This window comes from Leptothoe kymatousa TAU-MAC 1615 (genome assembly GCF_018739865.1).
Lineage (GTDB): Bacteria > Cyanobacteriota > Cyanobacteriia > Phormidesmidales > Phormidesmidaceae > Leptothoe > Leptothoe kymatousa.
Map to the genome: position 1 here is coordinate 82,475 of NZ_JADOER010000011.1, position 18,306 is coordinate 100,780.

Annotated in this window: 11 protein-coding genes; 7 read left to right on the top strand and 4 right to left on the bottom strand. The window is 52.8% G+C overall.

Features of this window, described 5'->3' with window-relative positions; translation table 11 throughout:
- Nucleotides 1–57 precede the first annotated feature (57 nt).
- The 3 genes from IXB28_RS11980 (at nucleotide 58) to IXB28_RS11990 (ending at nucleotide 8,882) form a co-directional block, all read left to right on the top strand.
- On the top strand, nucleotides 58–4,857 hold the full coding sequence (locus IXB28_RS11980; protein WP_215618837.1) for a WD40 repeat domain-containing protein: 4,800 nt from the start codon (nucleotides 58–60) through the stop codon (nucleotides 4,855–4,857).
- 129 nt (nucleotides 4,858–4,986) lie between these two features.
- The gene (locus tag IXB28_RS11985) at nucleotides 4,987–7,935 is read left to right on the top strand and encodes a glycerol-3-phosphate acyltransferase (protein ID WP_215618838.1); all 2,949 of its coding nucleotides are present in this window, start codon (nucleotides 4,987–4,989) and stop codon (nucleotides 7,933–7,935) included.
- 80 nt (nucleotides 7,936–8,015) lie between these two features.
- Complete coding sequence (locus tag IXB28_RS11990; protein WP_215618839.1) at nucleotides 8,016–8,882, top strand: alpha/beta hydrolase; 867 nt, start codon at nucleotides 8,016–8,018, stop codon at nucleotides 8,880–8,882.
- 121 nt (nucleotides 8,883–9,003) lie between these two features.
- Here the strand turns inward: IXB28_RS11990 and IXB28_RS11995 are convergent, their stop codons facing one another.
- Complete coding sequence (locus IXB28_RS11995) at nucleotides 9,004–9,357, bottom strand: NfeD family protein (RefSeq protein WP_215618840.1); 354 nt, start codon at nucleotides 9,355–9,357, stop codon at nucleotides 9,004–9,006.
- 796 nt (nucleotides 9,358–10,153) lie between these two features.
- Here IXB28_RS11995 and IXB28_RS12000 point away from each other — a divergent pair.
- The 3 genes from IXB28_RS12000 to IXB28_RS12010 all read left to right on the top strand — a co-directional run bounded on the left by IXB28_RS12000 (nucleotide 10,154) and on the right by IXB28_RS12010 (nucleotide 14,030).
- Nucleotides 10,154–12,604, top strand: a complete 2,451-nt coding sequence (locus IXB28_RS12000) for an NACHT domain-containing protein (RefSeq protein ID WP_215618841.1) — start codon at nucleotides 10,154–10,156, stop codon at nucleotides 12,602–12,604.
- Nucleotides 12,605–12,619: 15 nt separating this feature from the next.
- Entirely contained in the window at nucleotides 12,620–13,669 is a 1,050-nt protein-coding gene (locus tag IXB28_RS12005) for a cation:proton antiporter (protein ID WP_215618842.1), read from the top strand.
- A gap of 193 nt (nucleotides 13,670–13,862) precedes the next feature.
- Nucleotides 13,863–14,030, top strand: a complete 168-nt coding sequence (locus tag IXB28_RS12010) for a hypothetical protein (protein WP_215618843.1) — start codon at nucleotides 13,863–13,865, stop codon at nucleotides 14,028–14,030.
- A gap of 93 nt (nucleotides 14,031–14,123) precedes the next feature.
- Here IXB28_RS12010 and IXB28_RS12015 read toward each other — a convergent pair whose 3' ends face one another.
- A complete protein-coding gene (locus tag IXB28_RS12015) occupies nucleotides 14,124–14,861 on the bottom strand; it encodes a class I SAM-dependent methyltransferase (protein ID WP_215618844.1) in 738 nt (245 codons plus the stop codon).
- A gap of 19 nt (nucleotides 14,862–14,880) precedes the next feature.
- Nucleotides 14,881–15,777, bottom strand: coding sequence for an SRPBCC domain-containing protein (locus IXB28_RS16615; protein WP_246559780.1), 897 nt, complete (start codon nucleotides 15,775–15,777; stop codon nucleotides 14,881–14,883).
- A 204-nt stretch (nucleotides 15,778–15,981) separates the two neighbouring features.
- Between IXB28_RS16615 and IXB28_RS12025 the strand changes: the two genes are divergently transcribed.
- Nucleotides 15,982–17,379 carry an NAD-dependent malic enzyme gene (locus tag IXB28_RS12025; RefSeq protein WP_215618845.1) on the top strand — a complete coding sequence of 466 codons (1,398 nt, stop codon included), beginning with the start codon at nucleotides 15,982–15,984 and terminating at the stop codon, nucleotides 17,377–17,379.
- 287 nt (nucleotides 17,380–17,666) lie between these two features.
- Here the strand turns inward: IXB28_RS12025 and IXB28_RS16945 are convergent, their stop codons facing one another.
- Complete coding sequence (locus tag IXB28_RS16945) at nucleotides 17,667–17,981, bottom strand: PEP-CTERM sorting domain-containing protein (RefSeq protein ID WP_215618846.1); 315 nt, start codon at nucleotides 17,979–17,981, stop codon at nucleotides 17,667–17,669.
- Between the last annotated feature and the right edge of the window lie 325 nt (nucleotides 17,982–18,306).

An 18,306-nucleotide genomic window follows, 5' to 3' on the forward strand; every position in this document is an offset into this window, starting at 1 on the left:
GTCCAGGCCCCTGCTCCAGGGGGCCTCTAGTCCATTGGCCCTGTCCTATCTGCTCCGATGTACCAGGCTGATCTTCCCGAAATTGTTGCCTATAACCAAACGGCTCTAAATAATCTCCAGCGGGCCCTAACCTTAGGCAGTGGTCAGTTTTCGTTGATTTTGGTGCGGGCCAACTATCAGCGATTAAGTCAGCTGTTGCTCCAAACCCTGGCAGAAACTCAGCCTTTTCAGACGGTGGAGCTAACCCCAGACACCCGTTCACTCTCCAAAGCCATTATCTCTAGCCTGGCCGACCACGCCACACCACCGGCAGCGGTCATGGTCACCGGGTTTGACCAGGTAGAGGCGTTGGAAACCATGTTCAAGGCGGCCAATGTGGGTCGCAATGCCCTGATCACCAAGTTTCCCCATCCGGTGGTGCTCTGGATGACCGATAGCGTTCTGCAAACGCTGACGGTCCAGGCGGCAGACCTCAAAAGCTTTGCGGCGGTGCCCATTCAGGTAGAATATCCGGTGCAGGCTTTGATCGAAGCCCTCCACCGCTCTGCGGCTGAGCTATTTACCTACATTCTCGACAGTCAGGCGTCGGATTTTCTGGATTATTTTGCCCCCCAGCTGCCTAGCCTCAGCCACCATCTAACCACCCTGACGGAGCAGGAACTGACATTTGCGATCGCAGATCTCACCCACCATACGGCCCAGCTAGATGGCGCCCTCCAGGCCAGCCTGACATTCCTCCAAGGACGAGAAGCCCACACCCCCGGACGCCTAAAAGTCGCCCGCGACTACTACGAACAAAGCCTCAACTATTGGCAAACGGTCAGCGACACCATTGAAAACACCAGCGAGCAACAGGCGGTACTACTCTTACATCTGGGCCTGTGGTGGCAAACCCATGCCAAGCTGCAACGCTCCACCTATTTAGCCTCGTGCCGCCAGGCCAGGCGTTTTTACGAACAGTTTATCGATGTATTACGGTCCCAAAACCATCCAGAACGCACCGCCAAATTTATCCACATCCTCGCCGCCATTCTCCAAAAACTCGAAGACTGGAACGCCCTCGAGCAAATCGCCACAGAAGCGCTCACCCTACACCAACAGGATCCCATCCGGTTAGCCCGAGACTATGGCTACCTGGCGGAAGCCGCCATCCACCAAGAAGAGTGGGGCAAAGCGGACAACCTGGCAAGCCAAGCCTTAGACCTAGTTAGCCAAGCGGTCAAAAACACCCAGGTTCTAGATACCACCTTGGCTAACGACACCAGCCCCAGCCTTTCCCCCGAGGCCGTAGTACTCGCCCTCCGGTACCACCAGGGCGAATACTATTTTTTGCGGGGGCAGGCCCGCCAGCTCCAAGGCAAAGAAAGCTTATTTAACGGCGCCCTCCACGATCTAGAAAACGCTCGCCAGCGCACCGAAGCCCGCCACAATTTTCCCCTTTACCGCAAGATTTTAAGCAGTCTGCAGGACCTCTATTTTGCCAAACAGCGCTATCTAGAAGCCTTCACCATCAAACAAGAGCAGCGCCACATCGAAAATCTCATGGGCCTGCGGGCCTTTATTGGGGCCAGCCCGATCCAACCCTATCGTTCGTCCTCGGCCCGCAATGACATTTCCTCCTTCGAAATGCGGGCCTCGGGCCGCCAGCAAGACATTAATCATCTGGTGAACCGGCTAATGCAGCCCCAATACACCCTGGTCATTCTCCATGGAGAATCCGGGGTGGGCAAAAGTTCTCTCCTCAGCAGCGGCCTCATACCGGCCCTCAAGCAGGCAACCTCCGAAGGGCGCACCACCCTGCCCCTACTCGTACGCAACTACCTCAACTGGGAAATTTCCATCCTACAGGCCCTGCAGCGGGTCACCGCCTCCCTGCCCTCCGCACCGCCCAACTTCCAGGTAGCCTTTCCCATTACGGGCGAAAGTTTGCTCAACCATCTGCAACAACATGCCCAAGATAATTACCAACAAATTATTATCGTCTTCGACCAGTTCGAAGAATTCTTCTTTGAAAGCCCCAGTGTGAAACAACGGCAGTCCCTGTACCACTTTTTACGAGACTGCCTCAACATCCCTTACCTCAAAATCGTCCTAGCGCTGCGGGATGACTATTTACACTACTTACTAGAGTGGGAGCGCATTGCCGATCTGGACCTAGATATCTTAAGTAAAGACGTCCGCTACTACATTGGTAATTTTAACCGCGAACAATGCGAAGCCGTCATTCGATATTTGACCGAAAATGCCCAGTTTTACCTAGAAGAAACCCTGATTACGGCCCTAGTCAACGACCTCACCATGGACGATGGTGAAGTTAAACCCATTGAGCTCCAGGTGGTGGGGGCCGAACTACAGCGGGAGAACATCACCACCCTGAGGCGCTATCAACACCTAGGGGAAGACCCCATCCAGGGGCTGGTCAGCAATTTTCTCAACCGTGTGGTGGAAGACTGCGGCCCCGAAAATAGAACCCTGGCCCGCACCATTCTTTATTTGCTGAGCGACGAGAGCCACACCCGCCCCTTAAAAACCCTGGCAGAATTAGAAGAATCCCTAGAGTCGTTAGGGATTTTGGCCGATCCGACACAATTAAGTTTGGTGCTAGACATTTTAGCGGCCTCCGGATTGTTGTTTGAAAGCCCAGAAGTCGGGGGGCGGGTGCGCTACCAGCTAGCCCACGACTACCTGACTGACCTGGTCAAACAACAGGATATGCCAGGGTTGATGAGCGCCTACCAGGCCGAACGCAGCCGTCGACAACAAACCGAGACCCAGCTGCGTACGGCCCTGCAAGAACAGGCCCTGGCCCTGGCCCAAGCCACCGAAGAACGCTATCGGGCCGAAACCGCCGAAATGCAGGCCCTGGCGTCCGTCTCCCAAGCCCTATTACTGTCCAACGATGGCCTCGGTGCTTTACTGGAAGCCTTAAAGGGAGCCCAACAAAGTCGGCTCACCCCTGTGTCTAGCTATTTACAAAATCAGCTACTGTTTCGCCTGTGGCAAGCGGTCCACGGCGTGCGCGAGAAAAATCGGATCGCCGGTCACCAAGACTGGGTTCTATCGGCGCGGTTCAGCCCCAGTGGCGACTATCTGGCCTCCGCCAGCGACGATGGCACGGTCAGGCTGTGGAGCGCCCAGGGCAAATTACTCCAGGTCTTCACGGGGCACCAGGGCAGCGTGCTCGATGTGGCCTTTAGTCACGACAGTCAGCTGCTGGGCTCCGCCGGAGATGACTTTACCCTCAGGCTTTGGCAGCTCTCGGGAGATTGTTTGCACATTCTCACTGGCCACACGGGCTCAATCAACAGTTTGGCCTTTAGCCCCACCCAACGGCTGCTGGCCTCCGCCAGTAATGACCACACGGTGCGCCTGTGGAATTGGGATGGTTCTTGGTTAAACACCCTGGAAGGCCACATCGACTGGGTGCGCTCTGTGGCCTTTAGTACCGATGGAGAACATTTGGTGTCGGCCGCAGAAGATGGCACCCTCTGCCTTTGGAACACGGCGGGGGACCTGTTGCAAACCATGAGCAGCCATGCGGGCTGGGTACTACAGGCCGTTTTTAGCCCCGATGGTCAACATATTCTCTCGGGGGGCGACGACCATCTGATTAAGCTATGGAATTTTGAAGGGGAGCTATTGCACTGTTTTGAGGGGCATCAAAACTGGGTGCGGGATGTGTGCTTTAGTCCCGATGGCAAACGCATTATCTCCGCCAGTGACGATCGGCATATTTATGTGTGGGACCTGGAGGGCCAAATTTTAGATACGCTCAAGGGCCATCGCAGCAGTGTTTTAAGCTTGGCCATGCACCCCCAGGGTAGCCAGGTGGTGTCCACCAGCGATGATAATACGGTGCGCATTTGGCAGTTGCAAACCCAAACCAGACCGATCTTAAAGGGACACCAGGGCATTGTGTGGGACGTGTGCTGGCAGCCCAATGGTTCGCTGCTGGCTTCGGCTGGGGCCGATCAAACCCTGAGGGTATGGCAGCAGCAGGCCCCCAGCCTAGTGACCACGATGCAAGGTCATAACAGCAGCGTCTATAGCGTTGACTGGCGGGCCGATGGGAGCATGATTGCATCGGCTAGCGCCGACCATACGGTCAAGTTATGGTCTGTGAACGGGGAGCTGCGACATTCCTTCCAGGGGCACCACAACGCGGTGTGGGCGGTGAAGTTTAGTCCAAATGGCAGCTATTTGGCGTCAGCGGGCAGCGATCGCAATATTCGTCTGTGGGCCATAGACGGCAGCTCCCTCGGGCAGCTCAGCGGCCATGAAGGCACCGTTTGGGCCGTGGCCTTTAGCCCCGACGGCCGCTACCTGGTTTCGGGCAGCGAAGATAGCACCCTGCGCCGCTGGTCCTTAAAAGACATCGAAAGCGACAGCGCCCAAACCGGCCATGTACTCCAGGGCCACACCGGCAGCGTCTGGGCCGTGGCCGTTTCCGCCGATGGTGAAATCATCGCCTCCGCTGGCAGCGATAATGCCGTTCGTCTGTGGCACAAAGGGGAGTTATTGCACACCCTACGGGGGCACCACGACTGGGTCCGCAGTGTGTCCTTTGGCTTAGGAGACACGGTGGTGGCCTCGGCCAGCGACGATGGCACCATCCGCTTCTGGCAAGTGTCCAACGGTCAACTGCTCCACACCCTCAACGGACACCGGGGCATTATTTGGCAAGCGTCCTTTGATAGCACCGGTGAATATGTCGCCTCCGCCGGGGCCGATGGCCAGATTTGTCTGTGGAACCTCAACCTGGCAGACCTGATGAAACAAGGCTGTCATTGGCTAACGGACTATTTAGCCCATGGCAAACTAAGCGACACCGATCGCCTGGTTTGTGAGGATTTTTAACCCCCTCCTCGCGACGTGACTATCCGCAGTTGTTGCAGTTAGTTACCCATTACTAAGGCTGGGCTTAAGGATTCATCACCCCAGGGTGAATTAATGGTCAGATAAAAAGCACTGTTGATGGAATTACCCATGGAGCAAGTGTGGGGCGCGCTGTTAATCTTTTTGGTTTGCCCATTACTGGGGGGACTGCCCCTCACCGGCTGGTGGGTACAGCTAGCCACTGGTAAACGGTTAGCCCACATCGGCACCGGCAATGTGGGCGTCTCGGCAGCCTTCTACCACGGTGGCACCGTTGTTGGCCTCGGGGCAGTGGCCCTGGAAGCCTTTAAGGGAATTGGCGCGGTGTTCATGGCCTGGCAATTCTTTCCAGGGGATCCCATTTGGCCGGTGGTGGCGCTGATGGCCTTAGTCATGGGTCGCTATTGGCTCAGCCGGGGTGCCGGGGTAACCAACGTTAGCTGGGGCTTTTTGGTCTATGACCCCCTGGTGGGAATTTTGGGCTGGGTGCTGAGCTTAATCGCCTTTACGGTCTTGCGGGAGCGCAAACAGGGCCGCACCTTTGCCCTAATTTTGTTGCCAGTGCTCACCGGACTTGTACACAACAATGGCATGCGGTTTACCGCTGTGGCTTGCCTCATGGGACTGATTGGTTGGATTTACGAAAAACTGCCCGACGATTTAGAGCTGCCAGACCAGGGCACCCGCACCGAATCTAGGCGGTTGTTTCGGTTTTTTCGAGGGGAATCCGCCCTCCAGGCCCTCGATCAGGTATTGGATGCCGCCGTGGTGGGCAATAAAGCCGCCACCTTATCCCAGCTAAAAGCCTGGGGATATCCGGTGCCCATGGGCTATGTCCTCAGGGCAGGGGATGATCCTGCGGCCCTGTTTCAGCTTTGCCAGCCTGCGCCAGAACAACCGCTGGTGGCGCGCTCCTCTGCGGTTGGGGAAGATGGCCTAGGGGCATCTGCGGCTGGCCAGTATGTGTCGGTGACAGATCTCGTCAACCAGCCAGACTTGGCAAGTGCGATCGCAACCTGTTTTCAAGCCTATAACCAGCCTAGCGCCGCCCGCTATCGCCAAGACCTAGGCCTGCCGGAGGCCCCCATGAATGTCTTGGTGCAACAACAAATTCAAGGCGTATTCTCCGGTGTCGCCTTTAGCCGCGATCCCATTGCCCGCTGTGGCCACAACGTCGTCATCGAAGCCCTCCCCGGCCCCGCCAGCCGTGTAGTATCTGGCCAAGTCACCCCCCAGCGATACTATGTGGCCGTCACCCCAGAAGATATTCAGCCTGGGGACCCGTGGCACCTATCCGATGCGGTGGAGTTACCGGTTACAGACCATAATCAAAATCCGGCGGCGGGGGAACAGCAGGCGGTGCCCCTACCCTTGCACCAGCCCATTCCCCACCGTCTAATTCAACAAATCGCCTACCTGGCTCGGCACCTGGAGCTCAAATTTGGCGACATTCCCCAGGATGTCGAATGGACCTACGATGGCGACCAGATATGGGTCCTACAAAGCCGTCCCATCACCACCCTAATGCCCCTATGGACGCGCAAAATTGCCGCCGAGGTGATTCCCGGGGTGATTCATCCCCTGACCTGGTCCATCAACCAGCCCCTGACCTGCGGTGTTTGGGGCAACCTATTCACCCTGGTTCTAGGGCAGCGGGCAGCGGGGCTAGATTTCTCCCAAACGGCCACCCTACATCGCTCCCAGGCCTACTTTAATGCCACCTTGCTAGGGGATATTTTTCAGCGCATGGGTCTGCCCCCCGAGAGCCTAGAGTTTCTCACCCGAGGCGCCAAGTTTAGTCGCCCTCCCCTGACCAGCACCCTGCGCAATGCCCCCGGTTTACTGCGACTCGCCAAATCAGAATGGCACCTGATTCGGCGGTTTAAGCACGACAATGACGCCTATTTCCAGCCAGGTTTAAAGTCTTTACAGCCAGCCCAAGCGCTATCGCCGCCGCAGATCAAAACCCAAATTGAGCAGATTCTCAAACTGCTGGAAAAAGCGACACTCTACAACATTTTGGCCCCCCTGAGTTTCGCCCTGCGTAAAGCCCTATTCAAGGTGGATAGCGACCAGCTAAATTACAAAACCAATCCGGAAATTGCAGCCATTGAAGCCATTAAGGCCATCGCCCACCACCAGTCTTTTTTGCTCCAGCATTTAACCACAGTACCTGACAATAGCGAAGCGCTATTCGCAGCCCTGGCTCAGGTGCCGGAAAGTGCATCTCTTTTTGAGCACCTGGAAAGTTTTTTAAACCAATATGGATATCTCAGTGAGGTCGCCACGGATATTTCCGTACCCACTTGGCGCGAGCAGCCAGCCCCCGTAAAAGCGCTGTTAGCCACTTTTTTGCAACAACCGCCCCAACAAATTCAGCAGACCGCCCATCAACAGGGTTGGAAACAGCGTCAGGTCCAGGCCCGCCTCGACATAAAAGGCCAGGTTGCAGAAGTATACAACCGCCTCCTGGCCGAACTGAGAAGTTGTTTTCTGGCGCTGGAACGCCACTACATTAACCAAAACAGCCTCGAGCACCCTGGGGATATCTTTTTCCTGACCTGGCCCGAAATCACCACCTGGAATAGCACCGCCGCCCTCGCTATCCATAGCCCCACCCCACCCGATACGGTGGCCCGCCGCCGTCAGCAACACCAGCTAGATCGCACCTGGATCGCCCCCCACCTGGTATATGGCCAAACCCCCATGACCGTGCCCGCAAGGACAGTTGCACAAACTGGACGCCTGTTAACCGGTATTGGTGCTAGTCCGGGCACCCTAGAGGGCGAAGTCCAGGTACTTACCACCCTAGATACGGCAGCCCCCATCAGCAAAACCACTATTTTAGTGGTACCTTACACCGATGCAGGCTGGGCACCGCTGCTGGCAAACTTGGGGGGACTCATTGCTGAAGTTGGGGGGCAACTTTCCCATGGAGCGATTGTGGCGCGTGAATATGGGATCCCAGCAGTTATGGATGTCACTGATGTTACCCAGCAGCTACGCACTGGGCAACGGGTACGTATCGATGGCCACAAAGGCACCGTGGAAATCCTGTAAAATCATGGTCTGCGCCACGTTTTGATACCTCTGCTTGCAATGTTTTTCGCCACCGTTCCCTGTTTGTTCCTCGTCCCAACATGCCTGTCACCCAAGCAGCTCAACTAGAAGATACGTTTTGCGGTGCCCACGGTCTATCGCTGTTTTACCAAGCCTGGTATCCCCGACGCACGGCTAAAGCCATTGTCGTGATAGTCCATGGCTTTGGCGAACATTGCGATCGCTACCACACCGTCACCACCGCCCTCACCCAGGCAGGCTATGCCGTGTTTGGGTTTGACAACCAGGGCCATGGTCGTTCCGAAGGTCAGCGGGGCCACATTGATCGCTGGCAAGATTACCGCGATAACGTCAGCGCCTTCCTCACCCAGGTGCGCCGCCACGAACCCAGTTTGCCCCTGTTTATTTTTGGCCACAGCCTAGGGGGGCTGATTGTGCTCGATTTTGCCCTGCTTCAGCCCCAAGATATTGCTGGGATTATTATTAGCGGTCCCCCCATTCGCCCCGTCGGCATCGCCAAGCCCTATTTAGTCACCATTGCCCGCATCTTGTCGGGGGTGTGGCCTCGGTTTTCCATGGCGGTCGGCGCGGGCAAAGCCACCCTATCCCGCGATCCGGCCATCGTTCAACAAATCCAAGAAGATCCCCTCACCCATTCCATGGCCACGGTGCGATGGGGCACCGAATGCCTGGTTGCGATCGCCAATGTCAGGCGTACCATCAGCCAGCTGCAGCTCCCCATTTTGCTAATCCACGGCAGCGCAGACAAAATCAATGACGTCCGCGGCAGTCAAGAAATTTTTGACCGCATCACCCTGGCCGATAAAACCTTCCAGGTATACCCCGGCAGCTACCATGAACCCCACAACGACCTAGACCGCGACAAAGTGATGGTAGACGTCATCCACTGGTTAGACCATCACCGCTCCAAGCTGCCCATGCGGTAACGGATTACCCACACTTTTCAAGCCAAAAAGTGACTCCTTAAACGCTTGTTTAAGGAGTCACTTTTACACACTTATTTTAAACAGCTGCCCCATGGGACGAACTCTCAAACCCGATGGGCAGCTAGTTCATCTGGGCTAGATCCGCTGTGGCCGGACGTTTAATCTGATTAGCGTCCTCAACGGAATACGGCTGCATATCGACACAAGCAGCACTGCGCCGAGGGGCCATACCCGGAATTCGAATTAGCTCCACAATCCAAGTATTGCCCTGACGTCCCAGCAGGCGTACACGCTCTCCCTTGAGAATGCGCTCATTCGTATAATTGAGGGCCAACCAAGAGATCCCCCCCGGCACCTTAATGCGGCCTTTTTGGTGCATACCATTGATAGTCTCTTCAACAACAGCCGTATCCGCACCAAAGTAAGGATTATATAGCAGTTGCAGTGATTGGCTGTCAGACTCTTTGTTGTACATTGAATCTCATCCCCTAAGAAATGCAAATGTTTGTACCAATAGAATCTCTACGAAGGCATCAAATCCCAACCAAAGGGCTACTAATTAGCCATATAAAAGCAGATCTGCCCCACTGAGAGATACTAAAAATCATGGGCATGGATATCCAACAGCACAAAATTCTCTCTTGAATACCCGCCCCACCGTCCAACCTTGAAAACACTTATACAATAGACAAAGCGTGATTCTTGGCTCGACAAAATCAGATTAGCGGGAAAAGATTGAACCCAACACCCCGGAAAAGATACAACCGCCCTAGGTAATTAACGGTATTTAAGGATATTAATCGACACTTTGCATGACCGCATCGGCAAAGTGTCGTCAGTTTATCGGCAGAAATACGGTATTCAAAGCCTATGCGACTTGTAACAAAGCTTTACAACACAGCAAGACGAGGAATGTTGCTGGATACGAACATCTACTTCAGAGAAACATATATATCGGCAAAAGAGATAGCAATTGATCAACTATTGTTATCTTTCTCAACAGACTACCCCCATAACATTCGGTATTTATCGGCAATTATAGGCTTTTTACAGGAGCATCCCTTGAACTGTATGGAAACCTACGATAGGAAATCGAAACTAGGAGTATCCTGGAGAGGAGGGTATTCCTACTCTAAGTAATAACGATGTTGTTTAGGGCGGCACTTAATTCTCCCAAACAGGCTGGCAAGATAATCATAAGGTTTCCATAATCGAGGAGCTTTACGTTTTCTGATAATGTCCTGGAATGTCTATTGAGTTAGGTAATCGTTATGCCTACCCCGGCGATCGAAATTGACACGGCTCTCTACAAACGGCTGCAAACGGCCTACACATCAGAGTGTGGTCGTTCGCCTAGCATGTTGATCAATCGCTTAAATCAAACCTTTGCAGACGATCTGGACGCTCTACGCAAAAATCCTAAAAAATCAACGGCCAGGGACCTGATCTCCGATAAGACAATTCGGAACTTTTTTAATGCCGATGAGCCTCAAAAGCTTTCGGAAAAAAATTTAAATTACCTGTGTAAGCTGCTGCTCAACTACACCAGCTTCCGAGATGCCCAAACAAGTATTAAGCAAACTGCGGCTAGCGCTGTCTCTAGAACCTTTGAGGATTGGCTCCACGACTACATTGACTACGTGCGTCACAAATGCAATGTAGTACGCATTCCCAATATGACCAAGCCGCTGTCATTGGATGCCTTATATACAGAGCCAAGGCTGGCCGAGGAACTCAAAATCAGAAAGCGTAAATCGATTACCGAGCTGCAGGCAGAAATGGAGGGATACATCGCCTCCGATGCTCCCCGAGTGGAAGCCAAAAAGCTCTTTAAAACAGATTCTAAACTAGTGGTCTGGGGGGCCGCCGGTTCTGGCAAGAGTACATCCCTACGGTTCTTAGCCCTCCGACTCAGTGCCCGAGCCACAGAAGAGCCAGAACCCACTCTGCCGGTTTTTATCACCCTCAACGAATTCTCTCGCAACCACACCAGCCTGAGCTTTGTCGATGCAATCATCAAAGAATTTTCCCGAGGCAATCTCAATGAGGAGCAAGCAAGTTCCTTTGCTCGGACGTTGCTCACCCGGGGGAAATTAGTCATCCTACTAGATAGCTTAGACGAAATTCCCTTGAGTATTTTGAGTGACGTTCAGCAGGAAATCGACCAGATTGTAAAACAATATCCTGACAATGGGTTTGTTCTCACCTGCCGATACGGAGCCAGTGATTATATCCCAGCTTCATTTAAAGAAGTGGAAATGGCTGACTTTGAGCGCGATCAGGTCAAGACATTTGTCACCAATTGGTTTAACCACTCCGACGAAGATGATATTACGGAACAGTTTTTAGAGAACCTGAATGAGAATCCTCAGATTCGTGAGCTGACCAAGAACCCCCTCATGTTAACGATGCTCTGCTCCATCTATTCAGATGGGTACGAGTTTCCAAAAGATAAAAGCTCCTTATTTGAAGATGCAACGGATTTATACCTGCGAAAATGGGATTCTTTTCGACGCATTAAACGAGATGATGTATACCAAGGTAAATTATCTCGCCCCCGCCGCCGCGATTTATTTTACCTAATTGCCTTTAAAGGCATGACGGGGGCTGAGGATTCTAAGTTTTTCTGGAAGCGATCGCAAATTGAACGCATTATTAAAGACTTTATTCAACATCTGCCCGATGTGGAAGAAGACACCCTAGATGCTGACACCCAGGCAATTTTAAACGCCCTAGAGTCTCAGCATAGCTTGCTCACCCGCTCGGCCCACAACACCTATACATTTTCCTACCGTAGTTTCCAAGAATATTTCACAGCAATGAAAGCAATCGATGTCATCGGCCCAGACGAACACAAACTAAAGGAATTTTTGAGCCAGTACGCCCAGCGTCGAGACTGGCGGCAAACTCTCTTATTTGAGGTAGAAAGACTGCCCGAAGCCGATCAGTTTCTGACGATTCTCTTTCAACAGAGCTTAAATATATTACAAATGGGCCAACTGCCCGAAGTCTTTACCTGGCTCGAACAAACCACACAGACAGCCCAGGTGGAGTCCAGTTCTTGGCGAGCGTGCTACCTATCGACTGACCTGGAAACCGACCTCCACATTGATCGAAAAACCGAAGGGGTAGACCATATCTTAGCCCAGCAGGTAGCGACCAAACTTCGCAAAATCAATCGAAAATCCAATAAAATCATCCACCGCTCCCCCCGCGCCAAGCTAGATGTTGACCTGGCCGTGATTCATACCCTGGTCAAAGACCGGGCTGAAGGACGAGAAACCGACATTACCGCCGTTAGTCATTACGACCCCACCTATCAAACAGCTCAAAATAATATTGTTGAGAAGTTTAATGAGGCGGTCGCCCTCGCCCATCAGATTCAACCGCAATTAGCACAAGAACTCTCCCAATTGCAGCACACCCTGCCTAGCCCTGGAGACTCTAAAGCGGTTTGTGCCCAATGGGCTGACAACTTACAACTGCTGATTCAACAACATCTCAATGAGGGGTTTGTGATCACCCTGGCCCCGGATGAGGCCGCCGCCCTGAACCAGTATCTTTATTTAGTTGAACTTATTATTGATTGCTTAGAATCAGACATCTATTGTGCAAAATCCTTAAGGTCCCAACTTTTAGATTCCCTACTACTGTCGCCCAATAGCCAAAGTATTGCGCCTCGACTACGATCTAATGCAGCTTCTCTGTCTGTGGTTGCTTAGTGTCGATCCCCAGCTATGCAAACAAAGTCTGCATTACTCCCCATCGGAATTGGTTTGGGTGCCTATTGCTCGGCATGGAGCCTCAATACCTTCGGCTTATTTCAGCCGCAGGACTTTGCCCTCTTGCAACCGGCCATGCACATGGCGATCGCAGCCGGGCTTTATTTGAACGTAGCCGAAATTAATATTCGAGAAGTGCGGCGTAACCTCAAGGTGATCGCCGCCGTTTTATTTCTAGGCGTCCCCATCAAAATTTTGGTACCGGGTCTGCTCCTTAGCCCTTTCCTACCGATCCCGGTAGCCATGCTATGTGCCACCGTCATCGCCCAAATTGATCCCATCCTAGCCGCCAAAAATATTAATCCCAAACGGTTTAGTCCGAAAGCCGCCACCCTGATGCGATGCTGGTCCAGCTTTGACGATCCGATTACGGTGCTATTCGCGTTTTATCTATTCTTGCCCCAGTTCTCCGTACAGGCCGTCTCCCTGCCCCAATATTTCAGCAACCTGGGCTTAGAAATTTACGCGAGCTTTCTTATCTACACCATTAGCCGCCTGTGGAAACCCCTACAGCAAGGCTGGGGCGCTAAGCTAATCATTTTTGCCACCTGCATCGGCAGCGGTATCGCAGGCGCATTTATCACCGCCGGAACCTTGCTATTACCGGCATCCCTGGGGCTTTATTTACGCCCCTTCACCAATGAGAAATTAAAAACTGCCGTCCTTAATTTAATTTTTGGATTTAGCGCGTTTGTCATTGGGGCTTTGGCCGCCAATTTAGACCTGCACTGGCGCATGGGGGTAGCCCTTGCCATGGGGACCTTTTTTATTGCTCAGCCCTTGGTAACCATGCTCTTTTTTAGGGATGAAAGGAATGATGTGGTACGGGTGATGTTTGGCCACCAAAACGGCATGACGGCTATCCTATTAACCATTGCCCTGGAACTGGCCATCGACGACGTACAACTATTAAGTATTACGTTGCCGGCTATTTTAGCGATCGCAGCCTTCTACACCATTAGCAACTACATCACCGACCAGCTCCTGGCAAAAGCCCATCACTAGTTCTCAACACATTTCGAATACTACATTTAGCTTGACAAAGCGTTAGCATCTGTGTGCCATAAAGTTCAGCAAATGTGACAACGAGAGTTTAAGGACTGTTGCATTCTTTTTAAATACCGTAAATTACCGGTTATTACCGAAAATCACCGATTAGCATGGAAGCATCTTGAAACGCTCACCAAGGGAATGGCCCATGTCTACTAATACCAACAACAATCCAACCCCTCAACCCACCTGCCAACACAAACCTGGAGATGTATGGGAAGAAGGATGCTGCACATCTCGCCAAACAGCCCCCCAAGAAAACCAGCCGGTTGAGAAAGCGGTGTCGGAACATAAAAATAGCGAAGCCAAAGCCTAAAGCCGTTGCGATTTAGGAGATAAACCGATCGGTTAGACACGCCATAAAACAGCGACTTAACCGATAAAACTCTCTAGAGGATCAGCACACCACTTAAGCCCTTAATGGTTTGAGGGCGACAAATGCGGTGTGTGCGTTGGGTAACCGATAGGCGCCATAGCTGCGCGTAGTCCTGACCTGAAAGCCCGCACGCCTGAGCTTTTGGGTCACAGCTGCCGAATGGTAGAGACGCAAGTGATGAACTTCATCATCACGACGATAGGTCTCGCCGATTCTGCGCAGGGTAACAATGTGGCGGGTGAGGGTGGCAGCTTTTAGATTTTCTTCTTTTTTGACTAACACAAGCCAATCGTTACCTTCGGAAAAATGTTGTTCCTCACCTTTCTGGACTTGCCCAGGTTCTGCTAGATCAAAGATAAACATGCCCCCGGGCTTTAGGGCCTGGTATACCCGTTTAAATAGCTGTTGTAGGCGATCTTCCTGGTGATCTGGATCAAACAGATAGTTCACACATTCACCGAGGGATGTCACCACCTCACAGGGTGGAAGCTCCACATTAAACAAAGACGCTACGTAAAACTTAGCCTGGGGTACCCTGGCCCTGGCCAAATTCACCATGGCATCGGAAATATCAATCCCCAGCACTTGATGCCCATCCCTGGAAAGGGTTTGGGCGGTGATGCCACTGCCGCAGCCTAAATCAACAACAAGACCATTAGCAATATTGTTCTTAGCTAACAACTGAACAATCTCAGCGGACGCTTGGCGGGCGTGCTCACCATAGCCCAGGTCATGAATATGGGCCAGGTCCTGTTTATAGAATTTTTGCAAGGTTTGCTACTCCCAGGCATTACCATCTGTCGTCACGATAGTCCCGGTCATCCCGATAGCGCCGGTCATCGCGATCGGGATAATTCCGATCCTGGCGCCCATCCCCATAGCCTTGGTCCGAATAGCCCTCTTGCCCACGATAGCCTTGGTCCGAATAGCCCTGGTCACGATAGCGCCGGTCATCGCCGCCCTGATCTTGATAGCCACCGCCCTGGTCTGGGTAACCCCGGTCCTGGTAGCCTGGCTGCTCCGGATAGCGACGGTCCCCATAGTCTTCATTGCCATAACCACGCCCATAGCCCTGGTCTGGGTAGCCCTGCTGCCGATAGCGACGGTCTGGATTATTTCCCTGGTCTGGATACGCACCACCACGGTCTTGATAACCGCCGCCATAGCCGCGATCGTCATAGGCTTGGCCACCATAGGGATCGCGATATGCATTGCGACTATAGGGGTTGCCGTAGGGGTCCCGCTGCGGCCTACCGCCACTTTCCACATAGCGCTTCAGTTGATACGCCATGCGCCGCACCCCCTCCCGTTCATCGTCACGAATAAAGGGCAAAAACACCCCGGACAGGGGCCCCATAAAAATATCCCGATGCAAATAACGCGTACGGCCCGGAGCAATTTCCTGCATTTCAAAGGAATGCTCTGTCTTGAGGCCGGGAATTTTCGATACCCAGCGTAGACAGCTACCGGGACGCAAGGTGGTCACCACCGGCTGAAACTCTGTGTCCACATCGCCCTCAATGCGCTGCATCGCCAAAAATACCTCGCGCCCCAGCATAAAGTTAGAACGCGGGTCGCAGTCGTATAGAAACGTATTCCAATAACGCCAGTCTTCTTTGCGCACCAAAGCATCCCAAACTTGAGCAGCGGTGGCGTTGATTTCGATTTCAGCGTAGAGACTTGGCATGGTGTCAGGGAAGTGGAATTAAGGAATGGGCAATCGGGACAGACTATGACAGTAGGAAAATTGTATGCAATATCCCTAGCTGAAGAAACAGGATTATCTTTTAAACGCTTTTTATATCCATAGGTTCCAGGGTCGCAGGATAGCACCACCAGGGCTTAACATTTTTTTACTACATTTCCATATCCCACATCGAGGTTTTTGAGCATGGTCAGTCTGACACCCAATCCTAGCTATAGTTTAACCATCCGTATGCACGTACCAAACCAGGCTGGCATGCTGGCTAAGGTAACCCAGGCCATTGCCGAAGCAGGGGGCAACTTGGGAGATATCGATGTGATCGACCGCTGCCGAGCCAATGTTACTCGGGATGTCAGTGTAGATGCCGCCAGTGCTGAACATGCTGAAGAAATCATGAATGCGATCTACGCCTTAGATAATATCGAGGTTGTCAAGGTCCATGACCGCACCTTCAAACTCCACGAAGGGGGCAAAATCCACATGGTGTGCAAAGCCCCGGTCCGTAGCCAGGAGGATCTGGCGATGGCCTACACCCCCGGCGTCGGTCGCGTATGTTCTGAAATTGCCCAACATCCAGAACGGGTTTACGACCTGACGATTAAATCCAACACTGTGGCCATTATTACCGATGGTAGCGCGGTACTCGGTCTAGGCAATCTGGGCCCAGCGGGAGCTTTGCCAGTGATGGAAGGTAAAGCCATGCTGTTTAAGGAATTTGCGGGTCTAGATGGTTTCCCCATTTGCTTGGATACCCAAGATACGGATGAAATTGTAGAAACGATTAAGCGCATTGCACCGGTCTTTGGCGGTATAAATCTTGAGGATATTAGTGCCCCCCGCTGCTTTGAAATTGAGGCTCGCCTGCAAAAGGAATTAGACATTCCTATTTTCCATGACGATCAGCATGGCACCGCCATCGTGAGTCTGGCAGCCCTGGTCAATGCGCTTAAGGTGGTGGGCAAAGAACCTCAAATGGGTGAAATCAAGCTGGTGATTAACGGTGCAGGCGCCGCTGGGCTAGCCATGGCGCGCCTATTCAAAAAAGCTGGCGTCAATCATATTACGGTATGTGATTCGAAGGGCATTATTAGCCGCGATCGCAGCGACCTGAACGACCGGAAGCAAGAATTTGTAGTGGACCAAAGCGGCACCCTGGCAGACGCCATGGTGGGTGCCGACGTCTTTATGGGGGTGAGCGCCCCCGGCGTCGTCACCGTGGATATGGTCAAATCCATGGCCCCGGATCCCATTGTGTTTGCCATGGCCAACCCCATACCCGAAATTCAGCCAGAGCTCCTAGACGGCATTGTGGCGGTCATGGCCACAGGCCGTAGTGATTATGCCAATCAGATTAATAATGTGCTGGCCTTCCCCGGTCTGCTGCGCGGTGCCATTGATTGCCGGGCTGAGGCAATTACCACCACCATGTTCTTACATGCGGCCCATGCGATCGCGACGCTGATTCCCGATAGCGAGCTCCGGCCCGACCACATTGTGCCCTCCGTATTCGACCAACGCGTTGCCAATGCCGTTGCCGCCGCCGTCAAGCAAGCGGCCCGGGATGCTGGAGTAGCCAGAAATTAACGCCCCAAGCACAGCAACTGCCGGCCAACGTGCACCAGCCCCCATAAACAGGCTCCATGGGTGGCATCTGAGGCCACCGGTGGCCTCAGATGCCCCATAAAAAAACACTATTGTTGTGGATCGAGACAAACGCTCCTGATCCACAACAATAGTGCAAACGACCTAAAGTCACCGCTATTCAGCAGTAGAAATCACATAGCCCACCTAGAGAAGAGTCAACTTACGCTTAAAATATCAACGCTTCACTGCCTGCATCTCTTCCCTAGGCTGTTCTTGCTCACCAACTATCAAGCTTGCTTACGCTTGAAGCTAAAGCCAACGCCACACAGCCCCACCAGCGCTAGACCCAACATAGATGTGGGTTCAGGGGTTGCAACCGAGTCGTCATTAACCTGCTCAAAAGAGCCCACGGTTAAATTATCAAAACCAAAACCATCATTGCCGCCTGTGGCGAGGAAACGAACACTGGTGAACAATTCGGCTTCGTTTTCCGCAATAATCCCTTGGTAGAGAACAGAGCCACTTTGTCCACGGGTTGTATCGTGGGGAAAGTCAATCAGTTGAGTCCCGCCATTAGCTAAACCAAGTTCGATTTTAACCACAGCACCGACTTTTTGTTTATCTTGCAGACGTGAATTTAAACCTTGTGAGGTTTATCACGTGGAATCACAGACAACGGGGTTGCGGCAGCACAGCGTTCTCCATTAGCCAGCCACGCCCCTCAGCCAAATGTCCCAGGTTTAATCACGGTTCCCCACAATTCTTGACCTGGCAGTGTGATCATTAGTTGCCAGACCAATCGGCCCTATGGTTGTGATGCTCAATCATCACAACCATAGGGCCCCGCATCATGGATTTACTTCCACGCACTTCGCCTCTATACGTCGAGATTCCCACTGCTGAGTTTCCTTGGGCCGCTCTCATGGC